The 17,572-nt window shown below is 68.7% G+C and carries 17 protein-coding genes; 11 read left to right on the top strand and 6 right to left on the bottom strand.

The window, feature by feature from the left end; genetic code table 11:
* Positions 1-44: 44 nt before the first annotated feature.
* The 3 genes from rpsA to FIU83_RS09615 all read left to right on the top strand — a co-directional run bounded on the left by rpsA (position 45) and on the right by FIU83_RS09615 (position 2,944).
* Complete coding sequence (rpsA, locus tag FIU83_RS09625; RefSeq protein WP_152483856.1) at positions 45-1,721, top strand: 30S ribosomal protein S1; 1,677 nt, start codon at positions 45-47, stop codon at positions 1,719-1,721.
* Positions 1,722-2,030: 309 nt separating this feature from the next.
* Positions 2,031-2,411 carry a histone-like nucleoid-structuring protein, MvaT/MvaU family gene (locus FIU83_RS09620; protein ID WP_152483855.1) on the top strand — a complete coding sequence of 127 codons (381 nt, stop codon included), beginning with the start codon at positions 2,031-2,033 and terminating at the stop codon, positions 2,409-2,411.
* A gap of 209 nt (positions 2,412-2,620) precedes the next feature.
* Positions 2,621-2,944: a hypothetical protein gene (locus FIU83_RS09615; RefSeq protein WP_253939426.1), complete on the top strand. Its 324-nt coding sequence runs from the start codon at positions 2,621-2,623 to the stop codon at positions 2,942-2,944.
* A gap of 15 nt (positions 2,945-2,959) precedes the next feature.
* Here the strand turns inward: FIU83_RS09615 and FIU83_RS09610 are convergent, their stop codons facing one another.
* The 4 genes from FIU83_RS09610 to FIU83_RS09595 are packed head-to-tail and all read right to left on the bottom strand — an operon-like array spanning position 2,960 to position 5,609.
* Positions 2,960-3,835: a DNA replication terminus site-binding protein gene (locus FIU83_RS09610; protein WP_152483854.1), complete on the bottom strand. Its 876-nt coding sequence runs from the start codon at positions 3,833-3,835 to the stop codon at positions 2,960-2,962.
* Positions 3,832-4,065, bottom strand: a complete 234-nt coding sequence (gene yacG / locus FIU83_RS09605; RefSeq protein ID WP_152483853.1) for a DNA gyrase inhibitor YacG — start codon at positions 4,063-4,065, stop codon at positions 3,832-3,834. The genes FIU83_RS09610 and yacG overlap by 4 nt, the downstream gene beginning before the upstream one ends.
* Before the next feature lie 41 nt (positions 4,066-4,106).
* Positions 4,107-4,721 (bottom strand): dephospho-CoA kinase, encoded by a 615-nt coding sequence (coaE, locus tag FIU83_RS09600; protein ID WP_152483852.1) that lies wholly within the window; start codon positions 4,719-4,721, stop codon positions 4,107-4,109.
* A gap of 36 nt (positions 4,722-4,757) precedes the next feature.
* Entirely contained in the window at positions 4,758-5,609 is an 852-nt protein-coding gene (locus FIU83_RS09595; RefSeq protein WP_253939424.1) for an A24 family peptidase, read from the bottom strand.
* A gap of 146 nt (positions 5,610-5,755) precedes the next feature.
* On the opposite strand from FIU83_RS09595, the gene nagZ reads away from it, so the two are divergent.
* Together nagZ and FIU83_RS09585 are read left to right on the top strand one after the other, a co-directional pair.
* Entirely contained in the window at positions 5,756-6,769 is a 1,014-nt protein-coding gene (gene nagZ / locus FIU83_RS09590) for a beta-N-acetylhexosaminidase (protein WP_152483851.1), read from the top strand.
* Positions 6,770-6,822: 53 nt separating this feature from the next.
* A complete protein-coding gene (locus FIU83_RS09585; protein ID WP_152483850.1) occupies positions 6,823-7,401 on the top strand; it encodes a hypoxanthine-guanine phosphoribosyltransferase in 579 nt (192 codons plus the stop codon).
* Positions 7,402-7,664: 263 nt separating this feature from the next.
* Here FIU83_RS09585 and FIU83_RS09580 read toward each other — a convergent pair whose 3' ends face one another.
* Both FIU83_RS09580 and FIU83_RS09575 read right to left on the bottom strand, forming a co-directional pair.
* On the bottom strand, positions 7,665-9,356 hold the full coding sequence (locus tag FIU83_RS09580; protein ID WP_152483849.1) for an AMP-binding protein: 1,692 nt from the start codon (positions 9,354-9,356) through the stop codon (positions 7,665-7,667).
* A 109-nt stretch (positions 9,357-9,465) separates the two neighbouring features.
* Positions 9,466-9,909 (bottom strand): MerR family DNA-binding transcriptional regulator, encoded by a 444-nt coding sequence (locus FIU83_RS09575; RefSeq protein WP_152483848.1) that lies wholly within the window; start codon positions 9,907-9,909, stop codon positions 9,466-9,468.
* Between the two features lie 237 nt (positions 9,910-10,146).
* Here FIU83_RS09575 and FIU83_RS09570 point away from each other — a divergent pair, with 237 nt between their 5' ends.
* The 6 genes from FIU83_RS09570 to FIU83_RS09545 all read left to right on the top strand — a co-directional run bounded on the left by FIU83_RS09570 (position 10,147) and on the right by FIU83_RS09545 (position 17,560).
* Positions 10,147-11,313 carry an acyl-CoA dehydrogenase family protein gene (locus FIU83_RS09570; RefSeq protein ID WP_152483847.1) on the top strand — a complete coding sequence of 389 codons (1,167 nt, stop codon included), beginning with the start codon at positions 10,147-10,149 and terminating at the stop codon, positions 11,311-11,313.
* A gap of 10 nt (positions 11,314-11,323) precedes the next feature.
* On the top strand, positions 11,324-12,463 hold the full coding sequence (locus tag FIU83_RS09565) for an enoyl-CoA hydratase/isomerase family protein (RefSeq protein WP_152483846.1): 1,140 nt from the start codon (positions 11,324-11,326) through the stop codon (positions 12,461-12,463).
* Between the two features lie 88 nt (positions 12,464-12,551).
* Complete coding sequence (mmsB, locus tag FIU83_RS09560) at positions 12,552-13,463, top strand: 3-hydroxyisobutyrate dehydrogenase (RefSeq protein ID WP_152483845.1); 912 nt, start codon at positions 12,552-12,554, stop codon at positions 13,461-13,463.
* A 98-nt stretch (positions 13,464-13,561) separates the two neighbouring features.
* Positions 13,562-14,953 (top strand): MATE family efflux transporter, encoded by a 1,392-nt coding sequence (locus FIU83_RS09555; protein WP_152483844.1) that lies wholly within the window; start codon positions 13,562-13,564, stop codon positions 14,951-14,953.
* Positions 14,954-15,061: 108 nt separating this feature from the next.
* Complete coding sequence (locus FIU83_RS09550; RefSeq protein WP_152483843.1) at positions 15,062-16,243, top strand: acyl-CoA dehydrogenase; 1,182 nt, start codon at positions 15,062-15,064, stop codon at positions 16,241-16,243.
* 111 nt (positions 16,244-16,354) lie between these two features.
* Positions 16,355-17,560, top strand: a complete 1,206-nt coding sequence (locus FIU83_RS09545) for a CaiB/BaiF CoA-transferase family protein (RefSeq protein WP_152483842.1) — start codon at positions 16,355-16,357, stop codon at positions 17,558-17,560.
* Positions 17,561-17,572 lie beyond the last annotated feature (12 nt).

The following is a 17,572-nucleotide window of genomic DNA, read 5'->3' as shown; positions in this document are numbered from 1 at the left end:
GATGGCGGCAACGCCGTACTCAACGTTGATCACGTAGGAACATCATGAGCGAAAGCTTTGCTGAACTGTTTGAACAGTCTCTCCAGGACATCAACATGGAGCCGGGCGCCATCGTCGCGGCTGCCATCGTCGACATCGACGGCGACTGGGTCACCGTCAATGCCGGCCTGAAATCTGAAGGCCAGATCCCCGCGGCGCAGTTCCGCGACGAGAACGGCGAGCTCACCATCGCCGTCGGTGATGAGGTGCACGTCGCCCTGGAAGCCGTCGAGGACGGTTTCGGCGAGACCCGCCTGTCCCGCGAGAAGGCCAAGCGTGCCGAAGCGTGGAAGGTGCTGGAAGCCGCCTTCGAGAAGGAAGAGATCGTCAAGGGCGTGATCAACGGCAAGGTCAAGGGTGGCTTCACCGTCGACGTCGACTCCATCCGCGCCTTCCTGCCGGGTTCCCTGGTGGATGTCCGCCCCGTGCGCGACACCACCCACCTGGAGAACAAGGAACTCGACTTCAAGGTCATCAAGCTCGACCCGAAGCGCAACAACGTTGTCGTTTCTCGTCGCGCCGTGCTCGAGGCCGAGAACAGCGCCGAGCGTGAGGCCCTCCTGGCCACCCTGCAGGAAGGTCAGCAGATCGTCGGTATCGTCAAGAACCTGACCGACTACGGCGCCTTCGTCGACCTCGGCGGCGTCGATGGCCTGCTGCACATCACCGACATGGCCTGGAAGCGCATCAAGCACCCGAGCGAGATCGTGGCCGTGGGCGACGAGATCACCGTCAAGGTGCTCAAGTTCGATCGCGAGCGCAACCGCGTCTCCCTGGGCCTGAAGCAGCTGGGCGAAGATCCGTGGGTCAACATCAAGGATCGTTACCCGGAAGGCACCAAGGTGCACGCCACCGTCACCAACCTCACCGACTACGGCTGCTTCGCCGAGCTGGAAGAGGGTGTCGAGGGCCTGGTCCACGTCTCCGAGATGGACTGGACCAACAAGAACATCCATCCGTCCAAGGTCGTGCAGGTCGGCGACGACGTGGACGTCATGGTGCTGGACATCGACGAGGAGCGTCGTCGTATCTCCCTGGGTATCAAGCAGTGCACCACTAACCCGTGGGAAGACTTCAACGCGCGCTACAACAAGGGCGACCGCGTCACCGGTACCATCAAGTCGATCACCGACTTCGGTATCTTCATCGGCCTGGAAGGCGGCATCGACGGCCTGGTGCACCTGTCCGACATCTCCTGGACCGATACCGGTGAGGAAGCCGTTCGTTCCTTCAAGAAGGGCGACGAGGCGGAAGCCGTCATCCTCTCCATCGATCCGGAGCGTGAGCGCATCTCTCTCGGCATCAAGCAGCTCGATACCGATCCGGTCTCCGAGTTCCTGGCCGTCAACGACAAGGGCTCCATCGTCACCGGCCGCGTGGTCGAGGTCGATGCCAAGGAAGCCCAGGTCGAGCTGGCTACCGATGTCGTCGCCGTGCTGAAGGCGTCCGAGATCAGCGCCGACCGCGTCGAGGATGCCCGCAACGCGCTGAACGAAGGCGACAGCGTCGAGGCCCGCATCATCGGTGTCGATCGCAAGAACCGCCAGATCGCCCTGTCCATCAAGGCCAAGGATCAGGACGACACTCGCCAGAACCTCAAGAAGCTGCGCGAAGAGAGCCCCGAGGTGGGTGGTCCGACCACCATCGGTGACCTCATCAAGCAGCAGATGGGTCAGGACTGATACCCGCGGGACGCGTCCCGCGATCGGTCGACAAGGCGCCGCCCCTCGGGGCGGCGCCTTTCGTTTGTCGTCACGCTCCTGTCGAGGCCTGGCCGTCCATGGCATTCCGGCCGGTTACTTCCCTATAGTCTGCACCGTTTCTTATCATAAGGGCGCCTTTAAAGTTTGGTGTTATTGTGTGGCGGCTTTTCCCGCAAAGTTTGTCGTCAATATTTGCCGAAATGAGGAAGAGCGTTCACACTCTTGCCAAGGAAGTTTAAACAGGCAATAATGCCTTGCATCTCCCAATGCCCAATAAGGAACTTCTAGATGTCATCGCTGCTCAGCAACTACATGCAGATGGAACAGCAACTTCAGCAACTCCAGTCTGAACTGGACAAGCTGCAGAATGATGATCGCCTTAAGGCCGAACTCGAGTTCAAGGAAAAGCTCGAGGCGCTGATGCGCGAGTTCGACAAGAGCGCCGCCGACGTCATCGCGCTGCTCAATCCCAAGCCGGCCGCCCCGGCCAGCGCCGCGGCCCCGGCGAGCGGTGGCACTCGTCGCAAGCGCAAGCTGAAGATCTACAAGAATCCCCATACCGGCGAAGTGGTGGAAACTCGCGGCGGCAACCAGAAGACGCTGAAGGCGTGGAAGGACGAGCACGGTTCCGACACCGTCGAGTCCTGGCTGGTCCGCGTCGAGGAGTGATCCTCTCGCGCCATGGTCCGAACGACGCCGCCCACGAGGCGGCGTCGTCATTTCTCCCCCGTGTGGGCGTTGCTGTCTTTTTATCGGCGACCCTAATGGTCAAGGGAAGATGCTTCCGTCGCGCCCAGGCGGTATAATTACTTCACCCCCCGATTAACGGCGATGGCCCCGTTCCCGCCCGGCCGTCGCCCTGACGCCATTGGAAACACATGAAACAGCAGAACTCCCGACAGCCCGTGGATGAGCGCGAGAAGTTGCGCCAGTTTCGTGAACTCGACGATGCCTTCGCCGAGGCGCTGCGCAGTCTCGATGCCGCCGGTTCCGGCTCCGGTCCCGCGTCCGGCGCCCGCGGCGGGGACGCCACCGGCGCAACGGAAGGTCGGCAGGACGCCACCGGCGCACCGCAGGATGCGGCGGCACGACAGCGCCTCTTCGAGGAGCGCCTGACGGCGCTGATGCGAGAATATGCGCAGCCGGCGGACCACGTCAGCCGGCTGCTGGAAACCATGAGGTCCCTCGGGCGCATCGCCTGAGGCGAGGCGGGCGCCTCACCGGTAGCGGTAGACCCGCAGGCTCGGCAGGAACGCCTCGTTCTCCAGGCGCTCGTCGCGGCGCCGGGCCCGGGTCCGCTCGGTCGGCGGGGTCGCGGGGGGGCAGTTGTGGTCGGGCAGGCGCCCGTCGGGACTCGGCACGAACAGCGGCAGGGCGACGTTCATCGCTCGCCGGCTGCGACCATCCTCGAGCGGTTCCCGGTAGAAGAGGTTGGCCCGCATCAGCGGGGCCTGGGTCTGGACCTGGGCCAGCGGCTCGCCGTCGGGAATGCCGGCGAGCCGGCGTAGCTGGATGTGGATATGGGGCGCATCGCTGTCGAGCGCCAGCAGCTTCTGCTCGGCCTCGCGAACCGTCAGCCGCTTGATCGAGCGGCCACTCGAATACCAGGCGAGCCGTACCCGGGCTACCGGCGCCTCGGCCACCGGGATCATGCGCCAGCACTGCTTGAGATGCAGGCGTGCGAGGCCCGTGCCGCGCAGGTGGTCGTGCAGGGCAGGGTGGCGAAACGGCAGCACCGCCTTGATCTCAGGGATCAGCGAGGGCACCTCGCGGCGGATCTCGGCGAGCAGGGCGGCGAAGGCCTGCTTGGTGGCATTGACCTCGCCGGCCGCCTCCATCACCCCCTCGTCCGCGGCCACCAGGCCGACATGGCTGCGGGTCGCCCGGCCGTCCTGGCCATCCTGATACCAGACATCCAGCAGGCAACGACGCAGCCAGGCGGCGTCGGCCGTCGCGTGCTCGAAGGACCAGGCCGTCCCACCGGAGGCCGCCCAGGCCGCCACCAGGGCCTCGGTCTGCTCCAGCTGGCGGTCGAAGTTCGCCTCCAGTTCGGCCAGCAGCCGGTATTCGGGGCGTTGGACGCCCTGGGTCACGAGGGCTCGCCGTCCCGGTCGGCACGCGCCAGCAGGGCGTCAAGATCGCCCTCGTCCATGGCGGGCTCGCCGGCGATGCGGTGCGACTCGTCGGCCCAGGCGCCGAGGTCCAGCAGGCGGCAGCGCTTGCTGCAGAAGGGTCGGTAGGCGTTCTCCTCGCGCCACAGCACCGTCTTGCGGCACTGCGGGCAGGCGACTTCCAGGGGGCGTGCGGTGTCTTGCGGGCTCATGCGGTATCGTCCTGGAGGAAATGTCGGGAAAGCATGGGGATTCAGGGCGCGGGAGGCAAGTCGGCCAGGGCCCGGTAGCGGCGGTCGAGGTCGGCCACCTGGCGCGCCAGGGCGTCCTCGCCCTCGGCGTTGTCGATCACGTCGTCGGCGCGCGCCAGGCGCTCCCGGCGTGGCATCTGGGCGGCGACGATGGCGCGCGCCTGGGCCTCGTCGACGTCGTCGCGGGCCGCGGTGCGCGCGACCTGCAACGGCTCGGGCACGTCGATGACCAGGCAGCGATCGACCAGCGCCGCCTGGCCCGACTCGAAGAGCAGCGGCGAGACCAGCAGTACATAGGGCGCCGAGCGGGCCTCGAGCCGTGCCAGGTGGTCGATGAGTCGCTCGCGGATGCGCGGGTGGGTGATCGCCTCCAGCCGGCGCCGCTGCGCCTCGTCGGCAAACACGACCTCGCGCAGGGCGCGGCGATCCAGGCGCCCCTCCGCGGTGATCACCGCGCTGCCGAAATGCGCGGCGATCTCGTCGAGGGCCGGCTCACCGGGCTCGACGATCTCCCGGGCCACGTCATCGGCGTCCACCCAGGGGATGCCCAGCGCGGCGAAGGCGCGGGCCACCGTGGACTTGCCGGAGGCGATGCCGCCCGTCACGCCAATGATCATCGTCGTCTCCTCTCTGGTGTCAGGGGGCGCGCGGGGTCAGTAGAGCAGCCCGGTATAGAGCGCCATCAACGGCTCGCTCGCCAGCAGGGCGAGCCAGCCGGCCATGACCAGCCAGGGGCCGAAGGGCAGGGGGGCGCCGCGCAGGCGCGGTACCGCCAGCTGGATGAGGATGCCCACCAGCGCTCCGGCCCCGGCGGAGAGGATCAGCACCAGGGGCAGGAACTGCCAGCCCAGCCAGGCCCCGAGGGCCGCCAGGAGCTTGAAGTCACCGTAGCCCATGCCCTCCTTGCCGGTGACCAGCTTGAACAGCCAATAGAAGCTCCATAGCACCAGGTAGCCGGCCATGGCGCCGATCACCGCCGAGGGCAGCAGCAGCGGCTGGAAGAGCAGCTGATAGAGCAGCCCCGCCCACAGCAGCGGGAGGGTGAGCAGATCCGGCAGCAGCTGGGTGCGCAGGTCGATCACTGCCATGGCCAGCAGCGCCAGGCAGGCGCCGAGGAGGAAGAGCGCCTCGAGGGTGGGGCCGAAGAGGGCCAGCACCGTCAGCGCGAGCACGCCGCCGGCCAGTTCGACCAGCGGATACTGGGGGCTGATGGGCGCCGCACAGCTGGCGCAGCGCCCGCGACGCTTGAACCAGCCGAGCAGCGGAATGTTGTCGTGCCAGGCGATGGGCGCCTCGCAACGCGGGCAGAGCGAGCGGGGCGTCAGCAGGTTGAAGCGCGGCGTCGCTTCTGACGGGAGCTCCAGCGCCTCCCGGGCCTCGGCCCGCCAGCCCTGCATCAGCATCACCGGCAGTCGCGTGATCACCACGTTGAGGAAACTGCCCAGGCACAGGCCGAGGACGGCCGCGAGGGGCCACAGCAGCGTAGGAGAAAGGTCGGCGAGCAAGGGTGACTCCTGTCCGGTCGGTTCCAAAGGGGCATTGTATCGGGGGACGCTCGCGAATGCCCGGCCTCTGCGCATCATCCCCGGGCTGTCCTGGCGTCCGGCTTTGGTCTAGAATCTGCTCCCTTTCTACTTCCAGGGGCACGATCATGACCCAGATGCTCGGACCGGTGATGCTGGATCTGGAGGGGCAGCGACTGACCGCCGAGGAGGGCGAGCTCTTGGCGCGCCCCGAGGTCGGCGGGGTGATCCTGTTTGCTCGCAACATCGTCTCTGCGGCGCAGGTCCGCGCCCTGAGCGACGAGATCCGACGCATCCGCCCCGACCTGCTGCTGGCGATCGATCAGGAGGGCGGGCGCGTCCAGCGTCTACACGAGGGCGTCACGCGCCTGCCGGCCATGGGGCGACTGGGGCGCGACTTCGCCGTGCAGCCCGAGGTCACCCTGAGGCTCTGCCAGGACGCCGGCTGGCTCCTGGGCATGGAGATGGCCGCCTGCGGCCTGGACCTCTCCTTCGCGCCGGTGCTCGACGTCGATGGCGGTACCTCTAGCGTGATCGGGGATCGCAGCTTCTCCGCCGACCCGGAGGCCGTGGCCCGCATGGGACGCGCCTTCCTCGATGGCCTGCACGAGGCGGGCATGGTCGGCGTCGGCAAGCACTTCCCCGGCCACGGTGGCGTCGCGGCCGACTCCCATCACGAGCTGCCGGTGGATGAGCGGCCGCTGGCGGCGCTGCGCGCCCACGACCTGGTGCCCTTCGCCCGGCTGGCGCCGCGCCTCGACGCCGTGATGCCGGCCCATGTCGTCTACTCCGCGTTCGACCACCGCCCGGCCGGTTTCTCGCCGGCCTGGCTCGGGATGCTGCGCGAGAGCCTGGGGTTCAAGGGCGCGATCTTCTCCGACGACCTGAGCATGGCCGGCGCGGCCTCCGCCGGTTCGCCGGGCGAGCGGGCTCGTGCGGCGCTCGCCGCGGGCTGCGACATGCTGCTGGTCTGCAACGACCGCGCCGCGGCCCTCGAGGTCCTCGAGGCGTGCCGGGGCCACCAGGCCAAGCGCTTGTCCCGGCTGCGCTACGCCCGTGCCCGCCCGGACCTGTCGGCGCTGGGGGCGCTGTCGCGCTGGCGCCGCGTCCACGCCCACCTGGAAGCCCTGGCGGCCAGCTGAGGCTGGCCCGCCACCCTGACCGATTCCACTTGCCGATGACGAGTCGCTACCCGATGCCCACATCCGATACCTCCGCCCAGCCGTCGCTGGACGACATGCGCGAACTCATGGACAACGCCGACTGCCTGATCTCTCAGTCCGAGGTCGAGCTCGCCCTGGACCGCATGGCCGACGAGATCACCCGTGACCTGGGCGACAAGCTGCCGGTCTTCTACTGCGTGATGAACGGTGGCCTGATCACCACCGGCCACCTGCTGACCCGGCTGGGCTTCCCGGTCGAGGTCGACTACCTCCACGCCACCCGCTATCGCGGCGGCATCCGCGGCGGCGAGCTGTTCTGGCGCGTCTCCCCGGAGGTGCCCATGGCCGGGCGCCACGTGGTGATCGTCGACGACATCCTCGACGAGGGCGCCACCCTCGCCGCGATCCTCGACTACTGCCGCGAGGCCGGGGCGGCGAGCATCTCCACCGCGGTGCTGGTCGACAAGCAGCATGAGCGCAAGGCGGTGCCGGGGCTCAAGGCCGACTACTGCAGCCTGGAGGTCGCCGACCGCTACGTCTTCGGGTTCGGCATGGACTACAAGGGCTACTGGCGCAACGCCCCGGGCATCTACGCGCCCAAGGGGCTGTGACCCGGCTTCGCCGGGAGCTGCAAGCGCCAAGGCGCAAGCTACAAGAAACCCCGCGAGACCTCGGGTCCGCGGGGTTTCTCTTTCTACTTTCTACTTTCTACTTGCTACTTGCTACTTGCTACTTGCTACTTGCTACTTTTCGCTTGGCCGCTTGGCCGCTTGGCCGCTTGGCCGCTTGGCCGCTTGGCCGCTTGGCCGCTTGGCCGCTTGGCCGCTTGGCCGCTTGGCCGCTTGGCCGCTTGGCCGCTTGGCCGCTTGGCCGCCTAGGCCAGCCCCAGCTCGTGGGTGGCCTCCTCGCGCATCTTGAACTTCTGGATCTTGCCGGTGACGGTCATCGGGAAGGCGTCGACGAACTTCACGTAGCGCGGCACCTTGTAGTGGGCGATCTGGCCCTTGCAGAAGGCCTTGAGGCCCTCCTCGTCGAGGCTCTCGCCCTCGCTGAGCTTGACCCAGGCCATCACCTCCTCGCCGTACTTCTCGTCGGGCACGCCGATCACCTGCACGTCGGAGATGGCCGGGTGGGTATAGAGGAAGTCCTCGATCTCGCGCGGGTAGATGTTCTCGCCGCCGCGGATGATCATGTCCTTGATGCGCCCGACGATCGCCACGTAGCCCTCGTCGTCCATGGTGGCGAGGTCGCCGGTGTGCATCCAGCCCGCCGTGTCGATCGCCTTGTCGGTGGCCTCCTCGTTCTCCCAGTAGCCGAGCATCACGCTGTAGCCGCGGGTGCAGAGCTCGCCGGTCTCGCCGCGGGCCACCACGGCGCCGGTGTCGGGGCTGACCAGCTTGACCTCGAGGTGCGGGTGGATGGTGCCCACCGTGGTGACGCGCTTCTCCAGCGGGGCGTTGGTCTGGGTCTGGAAGCTCACCGGGCTGGTCTCGGTCATGCCGTAGCAGATGGTGACGTCCTGCATGTGCATCTTGTCGATGACCTTGCGCATCACCTCGATGGGGCAGATGGAGCCGGCCATGATGCCGGTGCGCAGGCTCGAGAGGTCGAAGTCCTCGAATTCCGGATGCTCGAGTTCGGCGATGAACATCGTCGGCACCCCGTAGAGGGTGGTGGCCCGCTCCTCTGCCACCGCGCGCAGGGTATCGCCCGCCTCGAAGCCGTCGCCGGGATAGATCATGGTGGCGCCATGGGTCACGCAGCCGAGGTTGCCCATCACCATGCCGAAGCAGTGGTAGAGCGGCACCGGGATCACCATGCGATCCTCTTCGGTCAGCGCCATGGTGCGCGCCACGAAGAAGCCGTTGTTGAGGATGTTGTGGTGGGAGAGGGTGGCGCCCTTGGGCGCGCCCGTGGTCCCCGAGGTGTACTGGATGTTGATCGGGTCGTCGAACTGCAGGGTGGCCTGGACATCGGCCAGGTGCTCGGCGGAGACCTCGTCGGCGTGGGCCAGCAGCTGTGGCCAGGTCAGCATGCCAGTCAGGGCGCGCTGCTCATCGAGGCAGATCACTCGCTGAAGGTCCGGTAGCCTGGCGCTCGAGAAGGTGCCAGGCGCTCCGTCTCGCAGCTCCGGTGCCAGCTCGGCCAGGGTGGCGACGTAGTCGGACGCCTTGAAGGCACCCTGCAGGATCAGCGTCGAGGCGCCGGACTGCTTGAGGGCGTACTCGAGCTCGTGGGTGCGGTAGCTCGGGTTGATGTTGACCAGGATGGCGCCGATCTTCGCCGTGGCGAACTGGGTGATGGTCCATTCCGCGCAGTTGGGCGACCAGATGCCGACGCGCTCGCCCTTCTTCACCCCCAGGGCGAGCAGGGCCCGGGCCGCCTGGTCGACCGCCTGCTGGAGCTCCCGCCAGCTGTAGCGCAGCCCCTGGTGACGGCTGATCAGGGCATCGCGCTCGGCGAAGCGCGCCACGGTGTCGTCGAGGCAGTCGCCGATGGTCTGGCCCTTGAGGGGCGTGTCGCTGATGCCGCTGACGTAGCTGATCGAAGGATGTTGGCGTGTCATGGAGTTTCTCGTCTCTTGTTGTTGGCCTTTGGCGGTGTACGTGAAACGCAGGATGACGTCGTGAAGGGGGTCGATGGAGGCGGAGACGGCCGGCTCGGCGCGGTCGGCGTCAGGCCTCCTGGCCGAGGCCGCGCAGCACCTCCCGGGCGCGGTGATCCACGTCGTCGAGCTCCATGCGCATCAGGCGAATGTCCTCCAGCTGGCGCTCGAGGTTGGCGCGCTTATCGGCCAGGATCTCCAGCAGGCGCCTGAGCTGGCGCGCATTCCCGTCGGGCATGGCGTCGTACATCATCACCACCTCGCGGATCTCGCCCAGCGAGAAGCCCAGCCGCTTGCCGCGCAGGGTGAGTTTCAGGCGCACCCGGTCCTTCTCGTTGTAGATGCGTTTCTGCCCCTCGCGACGGGGGGCCAGCAGGCCTTCCTGCTCGTAGAAGCGGATGGTCCGGGGCGTGACCTCGAACATCTTGGCCAGCTCGCCAATGGTGTACTGGCGATGCTGGCGCGGCAGGGCCTCCTGGCCGCTCGCGGTCTCCGGGGAGGTTGACTGTGTCATGACGTTGATCCTGTGACCGGGTGGTGAACCGGCGGTTTCCCACCTCGTCTGGCAACACTAGACGAGGTTGACGTTAACGTAAAGTGCTTGTTCGACCATGGGGTGATATGGGATAAACCTAGCAAGTGCTAGGTTGGGAGTCCGGCGATCGGCCCTCGGGCAGCGCGGCCCCCACCTCGAACCGCTACGCATGCATAGCCGACCTCATTCATTGCCGAACACAAGAGGGATTCCCCCATGGACTTCTCCCTGACCGATGATCAGAAGGCGCTGGCCGCGGCCGCCACCGACTTCGCCCGCGCCGAGCTTGCCGACCATGCGGCCGACTGGGACGCGACCTCTCACTTCCCGGTGGACGTCATCCGCCGGGCCGGCGAGGCGGGCTTCCTCGGCATCTATACCCCCGAGGAGCACGGTGGCCTGGGGCTCTCGCGGCTCGAGGCCTCGCTGATCTTCGAACAGCTCTCCCAGGGCTGCATTGCCACCACCGCCTACCTGACCATTCACAACATGGTGACCTGGATGATCGCCAGCTGGGGCGACGACGCGCTGCGCGAGACCTGGGTGCCCGCCATGGTAGCCGGTGAGGCGCTGGGCTCCTACTGCCTGACCGAACCCGGGGCCGGCTCCGACGCGGCGAGCCTTCGCACCAAGGCGGTCCGCGACGGCGACGACTATGTCATCTCGGGCAGCAAGATGTTCATCTCCGGGGCGGGCGCCACCGAGGTGCTGGTGGTGATGGCACGCACCGGCGAGCCCGACAGCGGCGCCGGCGGGGTCTCGGCGATCGTGGTGCCGGCGGACGCCGCCGGCATCGAGGTCGGCAAGAACGAGGAGAAGATGGGCTGGAAGAGCCAGCCGACCCGCCTGGTCAGCTTCGACGGCGTGCGGGTGCCGGTCGCCAATCGCCTCGGCGCCGAGGGCGAGGGCTTCAAGTTCGCCATGAAGGGCCTCGACGGTGGGCGACTGAACATCGCCAGCTGCTCCCTGGGTGCCGCCCAGCAGGCGCTGACCCTCTCCCGTGACTACCTGGCCGAGCGCAAGCAGTTCGGTCGCGAGCTGTCGAGCTTCCAGGCCCTGCAGTTCAAGCTGGCCGACATGGCCAGCGAACTCACCGCGGCGCGGCTGATGGTGCGCCATGCCGCCTGGCGCCTCGACCAGGGCGACCCCGAGGCCACCGCCCATTGCGCCATGGCCAAGCGCTTCGCCACCGACATGGGCTTCAATGTCTGCAACGAGGCCCTGCAACTGCACGGCGGCTATGGTTACATTCGTGAATACCCCCTGGAGCGGCTGGTGCGCGATACCCGGGTGCACCAGATCCTCGAGGGGACCAATGAGATCATGCGCCTGATCGTCGCGCGCCGCCTGCTGGCCGACGGCGTCATCGAGTCGTTGCAATAGGAGATCCCAGATGTCTGACCTCGCAGTGCTCTTCGACGAGCTGCCCACCCGCGACGGCGGCCGTATCGGCGTGGCCACCCTGAATGCCCCCAAGTCGCTCAACGCCCTGTCGCTGGAGATGATCCGCCAGCTCGAGGCCAAGCTCGACGCCTGGGCGGTCGACCGCAGCGTGGTGGCGGTGTGGCTCGAGGGCAGCGGCGACAAGGCCTTCTGCGCCGGCGGCGACGTGGTAGCCCTCTACCGCTCGCTGACCGAGGAGGGCGAGAATCGCGGCGCCGGGCGCGACGGCCTGTTCGCCGAGACCTACTTCACCGCCGAGTACCGCCTCGACTACCGCATTCACACCTACCCCAAGCCGCTGATGGTGTGGGGCGACGGCATCGTCATGGGCGGCGGGCTCGGCCTGATGGCTGGCGGCTTCCAGCGCCTGGCCACCGAGACCACTCGCATCGCCATGCCGGAGATCACCATCGGCCTCTATCCCGACATCGGCGCTAGCTGGTTCCTGGGGCGCATGCCGGCGGGCGTGGGCGCCTACCTGGGCCTCACCGGCGCCCAGCTCAATGCCCGGGACGCCCTCGACCTGGGGCTGGCCGATCGCGTCATTCCCCGCGAGCGACGCGAGGCGCTGCTCGGCGCGCTGCAGGAAGCCGACTACGGGGATCGCGCCCCGCGGGCCCTGCGTGCCGGCGTGCAGTCGGTGCTCGACGACCACGAGGATCGCCGCGTGGCTCCGCCGGGGCAGGTGTGGCCGCACCTCGACCACCTCCAGTCGCTGGTGGGGCGCGTCGACGCCGCCAGCGCCGTCAAGCGCATCCTGCGCGACGCCAGCGAGGATGCCTGGCTCGCCGCCAACCGGGCGCGGCTCGAGGCCGGCTGTCCGATCAGCGCCCAGCTGGTCTGGCGCATGCTCCAGCGTCATGCCCATACGAGCCTCGCCGACGCCTTCCGCGAGGAGCTCAGCCTCTCGGTGCAGTGCTGCCGGGAGGGGGACTTCGTCGAGGGGGTGCGCGCCCTGCTGATCGACAAGGACAAGGCGCCGCGCTGGTCCCACGCCGCGGTGGCCGAGGTGTCCGAGGCCGATCTCCAGGCGCTGATGACCAGCCGCTGGTCTCCCGAGGAGCACCCGCTTCGCGACCTCGGCCAGTAGATCGACGCCGGCCAGTGCCCGGGGCGACCCCGCCGCGGTCGACGCCACGCGATCCATAACAACGCACAACGACACAGGAAGCACGCCAATGAACATCGCCTTTATCGGCCTGGGCAACATGGGGGCCCCCATGGCCGTCAACCTGCTCAAGGCCGGCCACGACGTGACCGTCTTCGACCTGGTGGAGGAGGCCATCCAGGCCCTGGAAGCCGAGGGCGCAAGCCGCGCCGCCAGTGCCGAGACCGCGGCCTCGGGCGCCGAGGTGGTCGTCTCCATGCTGCCGGCCGGCGCCCACGTGCAGAGCCTCTACCTGGGGCGTGACGGCGCCCCGGGCCTGCTCGACGCCCTGGAGCACCGGCCGCTCTTGATCGACTCCTCGACCATCGCGCCGGACGACGCGCGCCGGGTAGGCGCCGCCGCCGCCGAGCGCGGGTTCACCTACCTGGACGCCCCCGTCTCCGGCGGGGTGGGAGGCGCCAAGGCCGGCACCCTGACCTTCATCGTCGGCGGGGACGCGGCCGGCTTCGAGCAGGCCAGGCCGCTGCTCGAGGCGATGGGCAAGAACATCTTCCATGCCGGCGAGAGCGGCGCGGGCCAGGTGGCCAAGATCTGCAACAACATGCTGCTGGGCATCCTGATGTCGGGCACCGCCGAGGCGCTGGCGCTGGGCGTGAAGAACGGCCTGGACCCGGCGGTGCTCTCCGAGATCATGAAACAGAGCAGCGGCGGCAACTGGGCGCTCAACGTCTACAACCCCTGGCCCGGGGTGATGGAGGGCTCGGCGGCCGCCCGGGACTACCAGGGCGGCTTCCTGACCGACCTGATGGCCAAGGACCTGGGGCTCGCCTGGGAGCTGGCACTGGGCTCGCAGTCCACCGTGCCGATGGGCTCCCAGGCGCGCAATCTCTTCGCCCTGCACAGCGCCCAGGGCAGCGGTCGCCTCGACTTCTCCAGCATCCAGACCCTCTATCGCCAGGGCGAGGAGCAGGGCAAGAAGTAGCGCGGACCTGAGTGGCCGCCAGGCTGCTTCGGCCCACGCCTACACGGCCGGGGTGAAAACGGGCACACTTTCGTGCCCGTTTCTCGTCGAGAGCCCGCATGAGCGCACCGCCTTCCTCTCCGCCTTCGCCCTCTGCCTCCCGGGCGTCGCGCCCCGCGCGCCGCGACCTGCTCGAGGGCCCCATCGCCGCGACCCTGCTGCGCAAGAGCCTGCCGGTGGTGGTCGGCATGCTCGCCATGATGAGCTTCAACCTGGTGGATGCCTGGTTCATCTCCCGGCTTGGCACCGAGGAGCTGGCGGCGGTCTCCTTCACCTTTCCGGTGGTGTTCACTGTGATCAGCCTGGCCATTGGCCTGGGCATCGGCACCTCGGCGGTGGTGGCCCGGCGGCTGGGGCAGGGCGAGCTTGCGACGGTGCGCCGCCGCGCCACCGATGCGGCCCTGCTGGCCGTGGTCGCCGGCGTGGCCATGACGCTGCTGGGACTCGCCACCCTGGGGCCGCTGTTCCGCCTGATGGGCGCCGACGACGCGCTGATGCCCCATATCCGCGACTACATGGGCCTCTGGTACCTGGGGGCGACCGCGATGATCGTCCCCCGGGTGCTCAACAGCATCCTGCGCGCCCACGGCAACACCGCCACCCAGGGGCTGATGATGGCGCTGGCCGCCAGCCTCAACGTGCTGCTCGACTGGTGGCTGATCTTCGGGGCCGGCCCCTTCCCGGCGCTCGGCGTCCGCGGGGCGGCGCTGGCCACCGTGCTCAGCTGGGGCACGATGACGGCCGTCCTGCTCTGCCATCGCGAACTGCGCGCGCTCTTCGACCTGGCCGGCCTCGATGCCAGGGGACTCGTCGCCTCCTGGCGGGAGCTTGGGCGCATCGCCGGGCCGGCGGCGCTCACCAGCATCTTCACGCCCATCGCCCTGGGGCTTCTGACCCGCATCATCGCCGAGCATGGCCACGCCGCGGTGGCGGGCTATGGCGTCGGTAGCCGCATCGAGGCGATCTCGCAGATCGTCGTGCTGGCGCTCTCCATGACCCTCTCGCCGCTGGTCAGCCAGAACGCCGGCGCCGGCCAGCACGACCGGGTGCGCCGGGCGATCTTCGGCTGCTTCGGCTTCGTGCTGGCCTGGCAGCTGCTGGTCTGGGGCGCGCTGCAGGGGCTCGCGCCCTGGCTGGTGGCGGGCTATGCCGAGAGCGACGCGGTGGCCGGGGTGCTGCGCAGCTTCCTGTGGTGGGTACCCCTGGGGCTCGGCGCCCAGGGCGTGGTGATCCTCGCGGTCTCGTCGCTCAATGCCCTGCACCGGCCGGCGTTGGCCATGCGTCTGTCGGTGGTGCGGCTGTTCGTGCTCACCGTGCCGCTGGCCTGGCTGGGCGGTCGCCTGGCCGGCAGCAGCGGGGTCTTCGTCGGCGTGCTCGCCGCCAACCTGCTGGTCGGGGGGCTCGCCTGGTGGCAGATCCGACGCCAGCTGTCGCTTCGGCTACCCCGATAACGGGGTCGTCCGGCGCCGAGTCGGCGGCCGGGGCTTGGCAAGGCGGTGGGCTTGGTCTACATTTGTTGAAAATGTAGAAATTATCGCCACGCCATCCGAGGAAACCCCATGAGCCAGATCACGCCCGTCACCTGGGACGACCCCTTTCGCCTGATCGACCAGCTCAGCGAAGAAGAACGCATGGTCCGCCAGACGGCCCACGACTACTGCCAGGAGAAGCTCCTGCCGCGAGTGCTGGAGGCCAACCGTCACGAGCGCTTCGACCGCGAGATCATGAACGAGATGGGCGAGCTCGGCCTGCTCGGCGCGACCATCGACGGCTACGGCGGCGCCGGGCTCAACTACGTGAGCTACGGCCTGATCGCCCGCGAGGTGGAGCGGGTCGACTCCGGCTACCGCAGCGCGATGAGCGTGCAGTCGAGCCTGGTGATGTACCCGATCCACGCCTTCGGCAGCGAGGCCCAGCGCGAGAAGTACCTGCCGAAGCTGGCCAGCGGCGAGTGGGTGGGGGCGTTCGGCCTCACCGAGCCCGACCACGGCTCCGACCCCGGCGGCATGAGCACCCGTGCCACCCGCATAGACGGCGGCTGGCGGCTCAACGGCACCAAGACCTGGATCACCAACTCGCCCATCGCCGATGTCTTCGTGGTCTGGGCCCGGGACGAGGAGGGCGTGGTCAACGGCTTCGTCCTTGAGAAGGGCATGAAGGGGCTCTCCGCGCCCAAGATCGAGGGCAAGTTCAGCCTGCGCGCCTCGGTGACCGGCCAGATTGCCATGCAGGACGTGGAGGTCGGCGAGGACGCCCGCCTGCCCGGCGTCCAGGGGCTCAAGGGCCCGTTCTCCTGCCTCAACCGGGCCCGCTACGGCATCGCCTGGGGCACCATGGGCGCCGCCGAGGCCTGCTGGCACGCCGCCCGCGACTACACCCTGGAGCGCAAGCAGTTCGGCCGCCCGCTGGCCGCCAACCAGCTGATCCAGAAGAAGCTCGCCGACATGCAGACCGAGATCGCCCTGGGCCTGCAGGCGGCGCTGAGGGTGGGGCGCATGATCGACGAGGAGCAGCTGGTGCCCGAGGTGATCTCGCTGATCAAGCGCAACAACTGCGGCAAGGCGCTGGATATCGCCCGGGTGGCCCGGGACATGCACGGCGGCAACGGCATCAGCGACGAGTACCATGTCATCCGCCACGTCATGAACCTCGAGGCGGTGAACACCTACGAGGGCACCCATGACGTCCACGCCCTGATCCTCGGGCGTGCCCAGACCGGCCTCCAGGCCTTCACCGGCTAACGCCTGTATCAATGAGCGAGGAGCGCCGGGGGCAAGCCTGAGAGGAGATCCTGGGCCATGGGTGAGCGGATGGCTCGACCCCGGAACGGCTCCGAGCGAAAGGAGATCGCAATGAGCGGACCGCTGGACGGCGTGGTGGTGCTGGATCTGTCGCGGGTGCTGGCCGGGCCCTGGGCCGGCCAGCTGCTGGCCGACCTGGGCGCCCGGGTGATCAAGGTCGAGCACCCCACGCGCGGCGACGATACCCGCGGCTGGGGCCCGCCCTGGCTCGACGGCGACCGGGGCGCCGAGCGCCTGGCGGCCTACTACCTCTGCGCCAATCGCGGCAAGCAGTCGCTGGCGGTGGACATCTCGAGCGACGGCGGCCAGGCCCTCCTGCGGGAGCTCGCCAAGGGGGCCGATATCCTGCTCGAGAACTTCAAGGTCGGGGGGCTGGCGAAGTACGGCCTCGACTACCCGAGCCTCAAGGCGCTCAACCCGCGCCTGATCGGCTGCTCGATCACCGGCTTTGGCCAGGATGGCCCCTATGCCCATCGCGCCGGCTACGACTTCATGATCCAGGCCATGGGCGGGCTGATGAGCCTCACCGGCGAGCCCGACGGCATGCCCATGAAGACCGGCGTGGCGATCACCGACGTGATGACCGGTCTCTACGCCGCGGTCGGGGTGCTCGCGGCCCTTCATGAGCGCGGGCGAACGGGGAAGGGGCGCCATGTCGACGTGGCGCTGCTCGACGTCCAGGTCGCGACGCTGGCCAACCAGGCGCTCAACGTCCTGACCAGCGGCGCGTCACCGACGCGTCACGGCAATGCCCACCCCAACATCGTGCCCTACCAGGCCTTCGCCTGCGCCGACGGCCACCTGGTGCTCACCGTGGGCAACGACGGCCAGTTCGCCCGCCTGGCCACGCTGCTGGGGCATCCCGAGTGGGCGGAGGATCCCGCCTACGCCACCAACGCCGCCCGCGTCGACAACCGCGAGGTGCTGGTGGCGATGATCCAGGCGCGGCTGCTCGGCCGGGAGCGCGACGCCTGGCTCGCCGAGCTCGAGGTGCGCGGCATCCCGGCAGGCCCCATCAATACCCTGACCGAGGTGTTCGACGACCCCCAGGTGCGCCACCGCGGCCTGCGGCGGACGCTCGATCAGGGCGGTCAGGCGGTACCCCAGGTCGCGAGCCCGCTGCGCTTCGACGGCGAGGCGCTCACCAGCGAGGTCGCGCCGCCCCGGCTCGGCCAGGACAGCGACACCATCCTCGCCGAGATGGGCCTCACGGCGGAGGACATCGCGAGGCTCAGGCGCGCGGGCGTCGTGCGCTGAGGGGTGGCCGTC

Source organism: Halomonas sp. THAF5a (genome assembly GCF_009363755.1).
GTDB lineage: Bacteria > Pseudomonadota > Gammaproteobacteria > Pseudomonadales > Halomonadaceae > Halomonas.
This window is presented reverse-complemented; position numbering and strand designations above follow the sequence as displayed.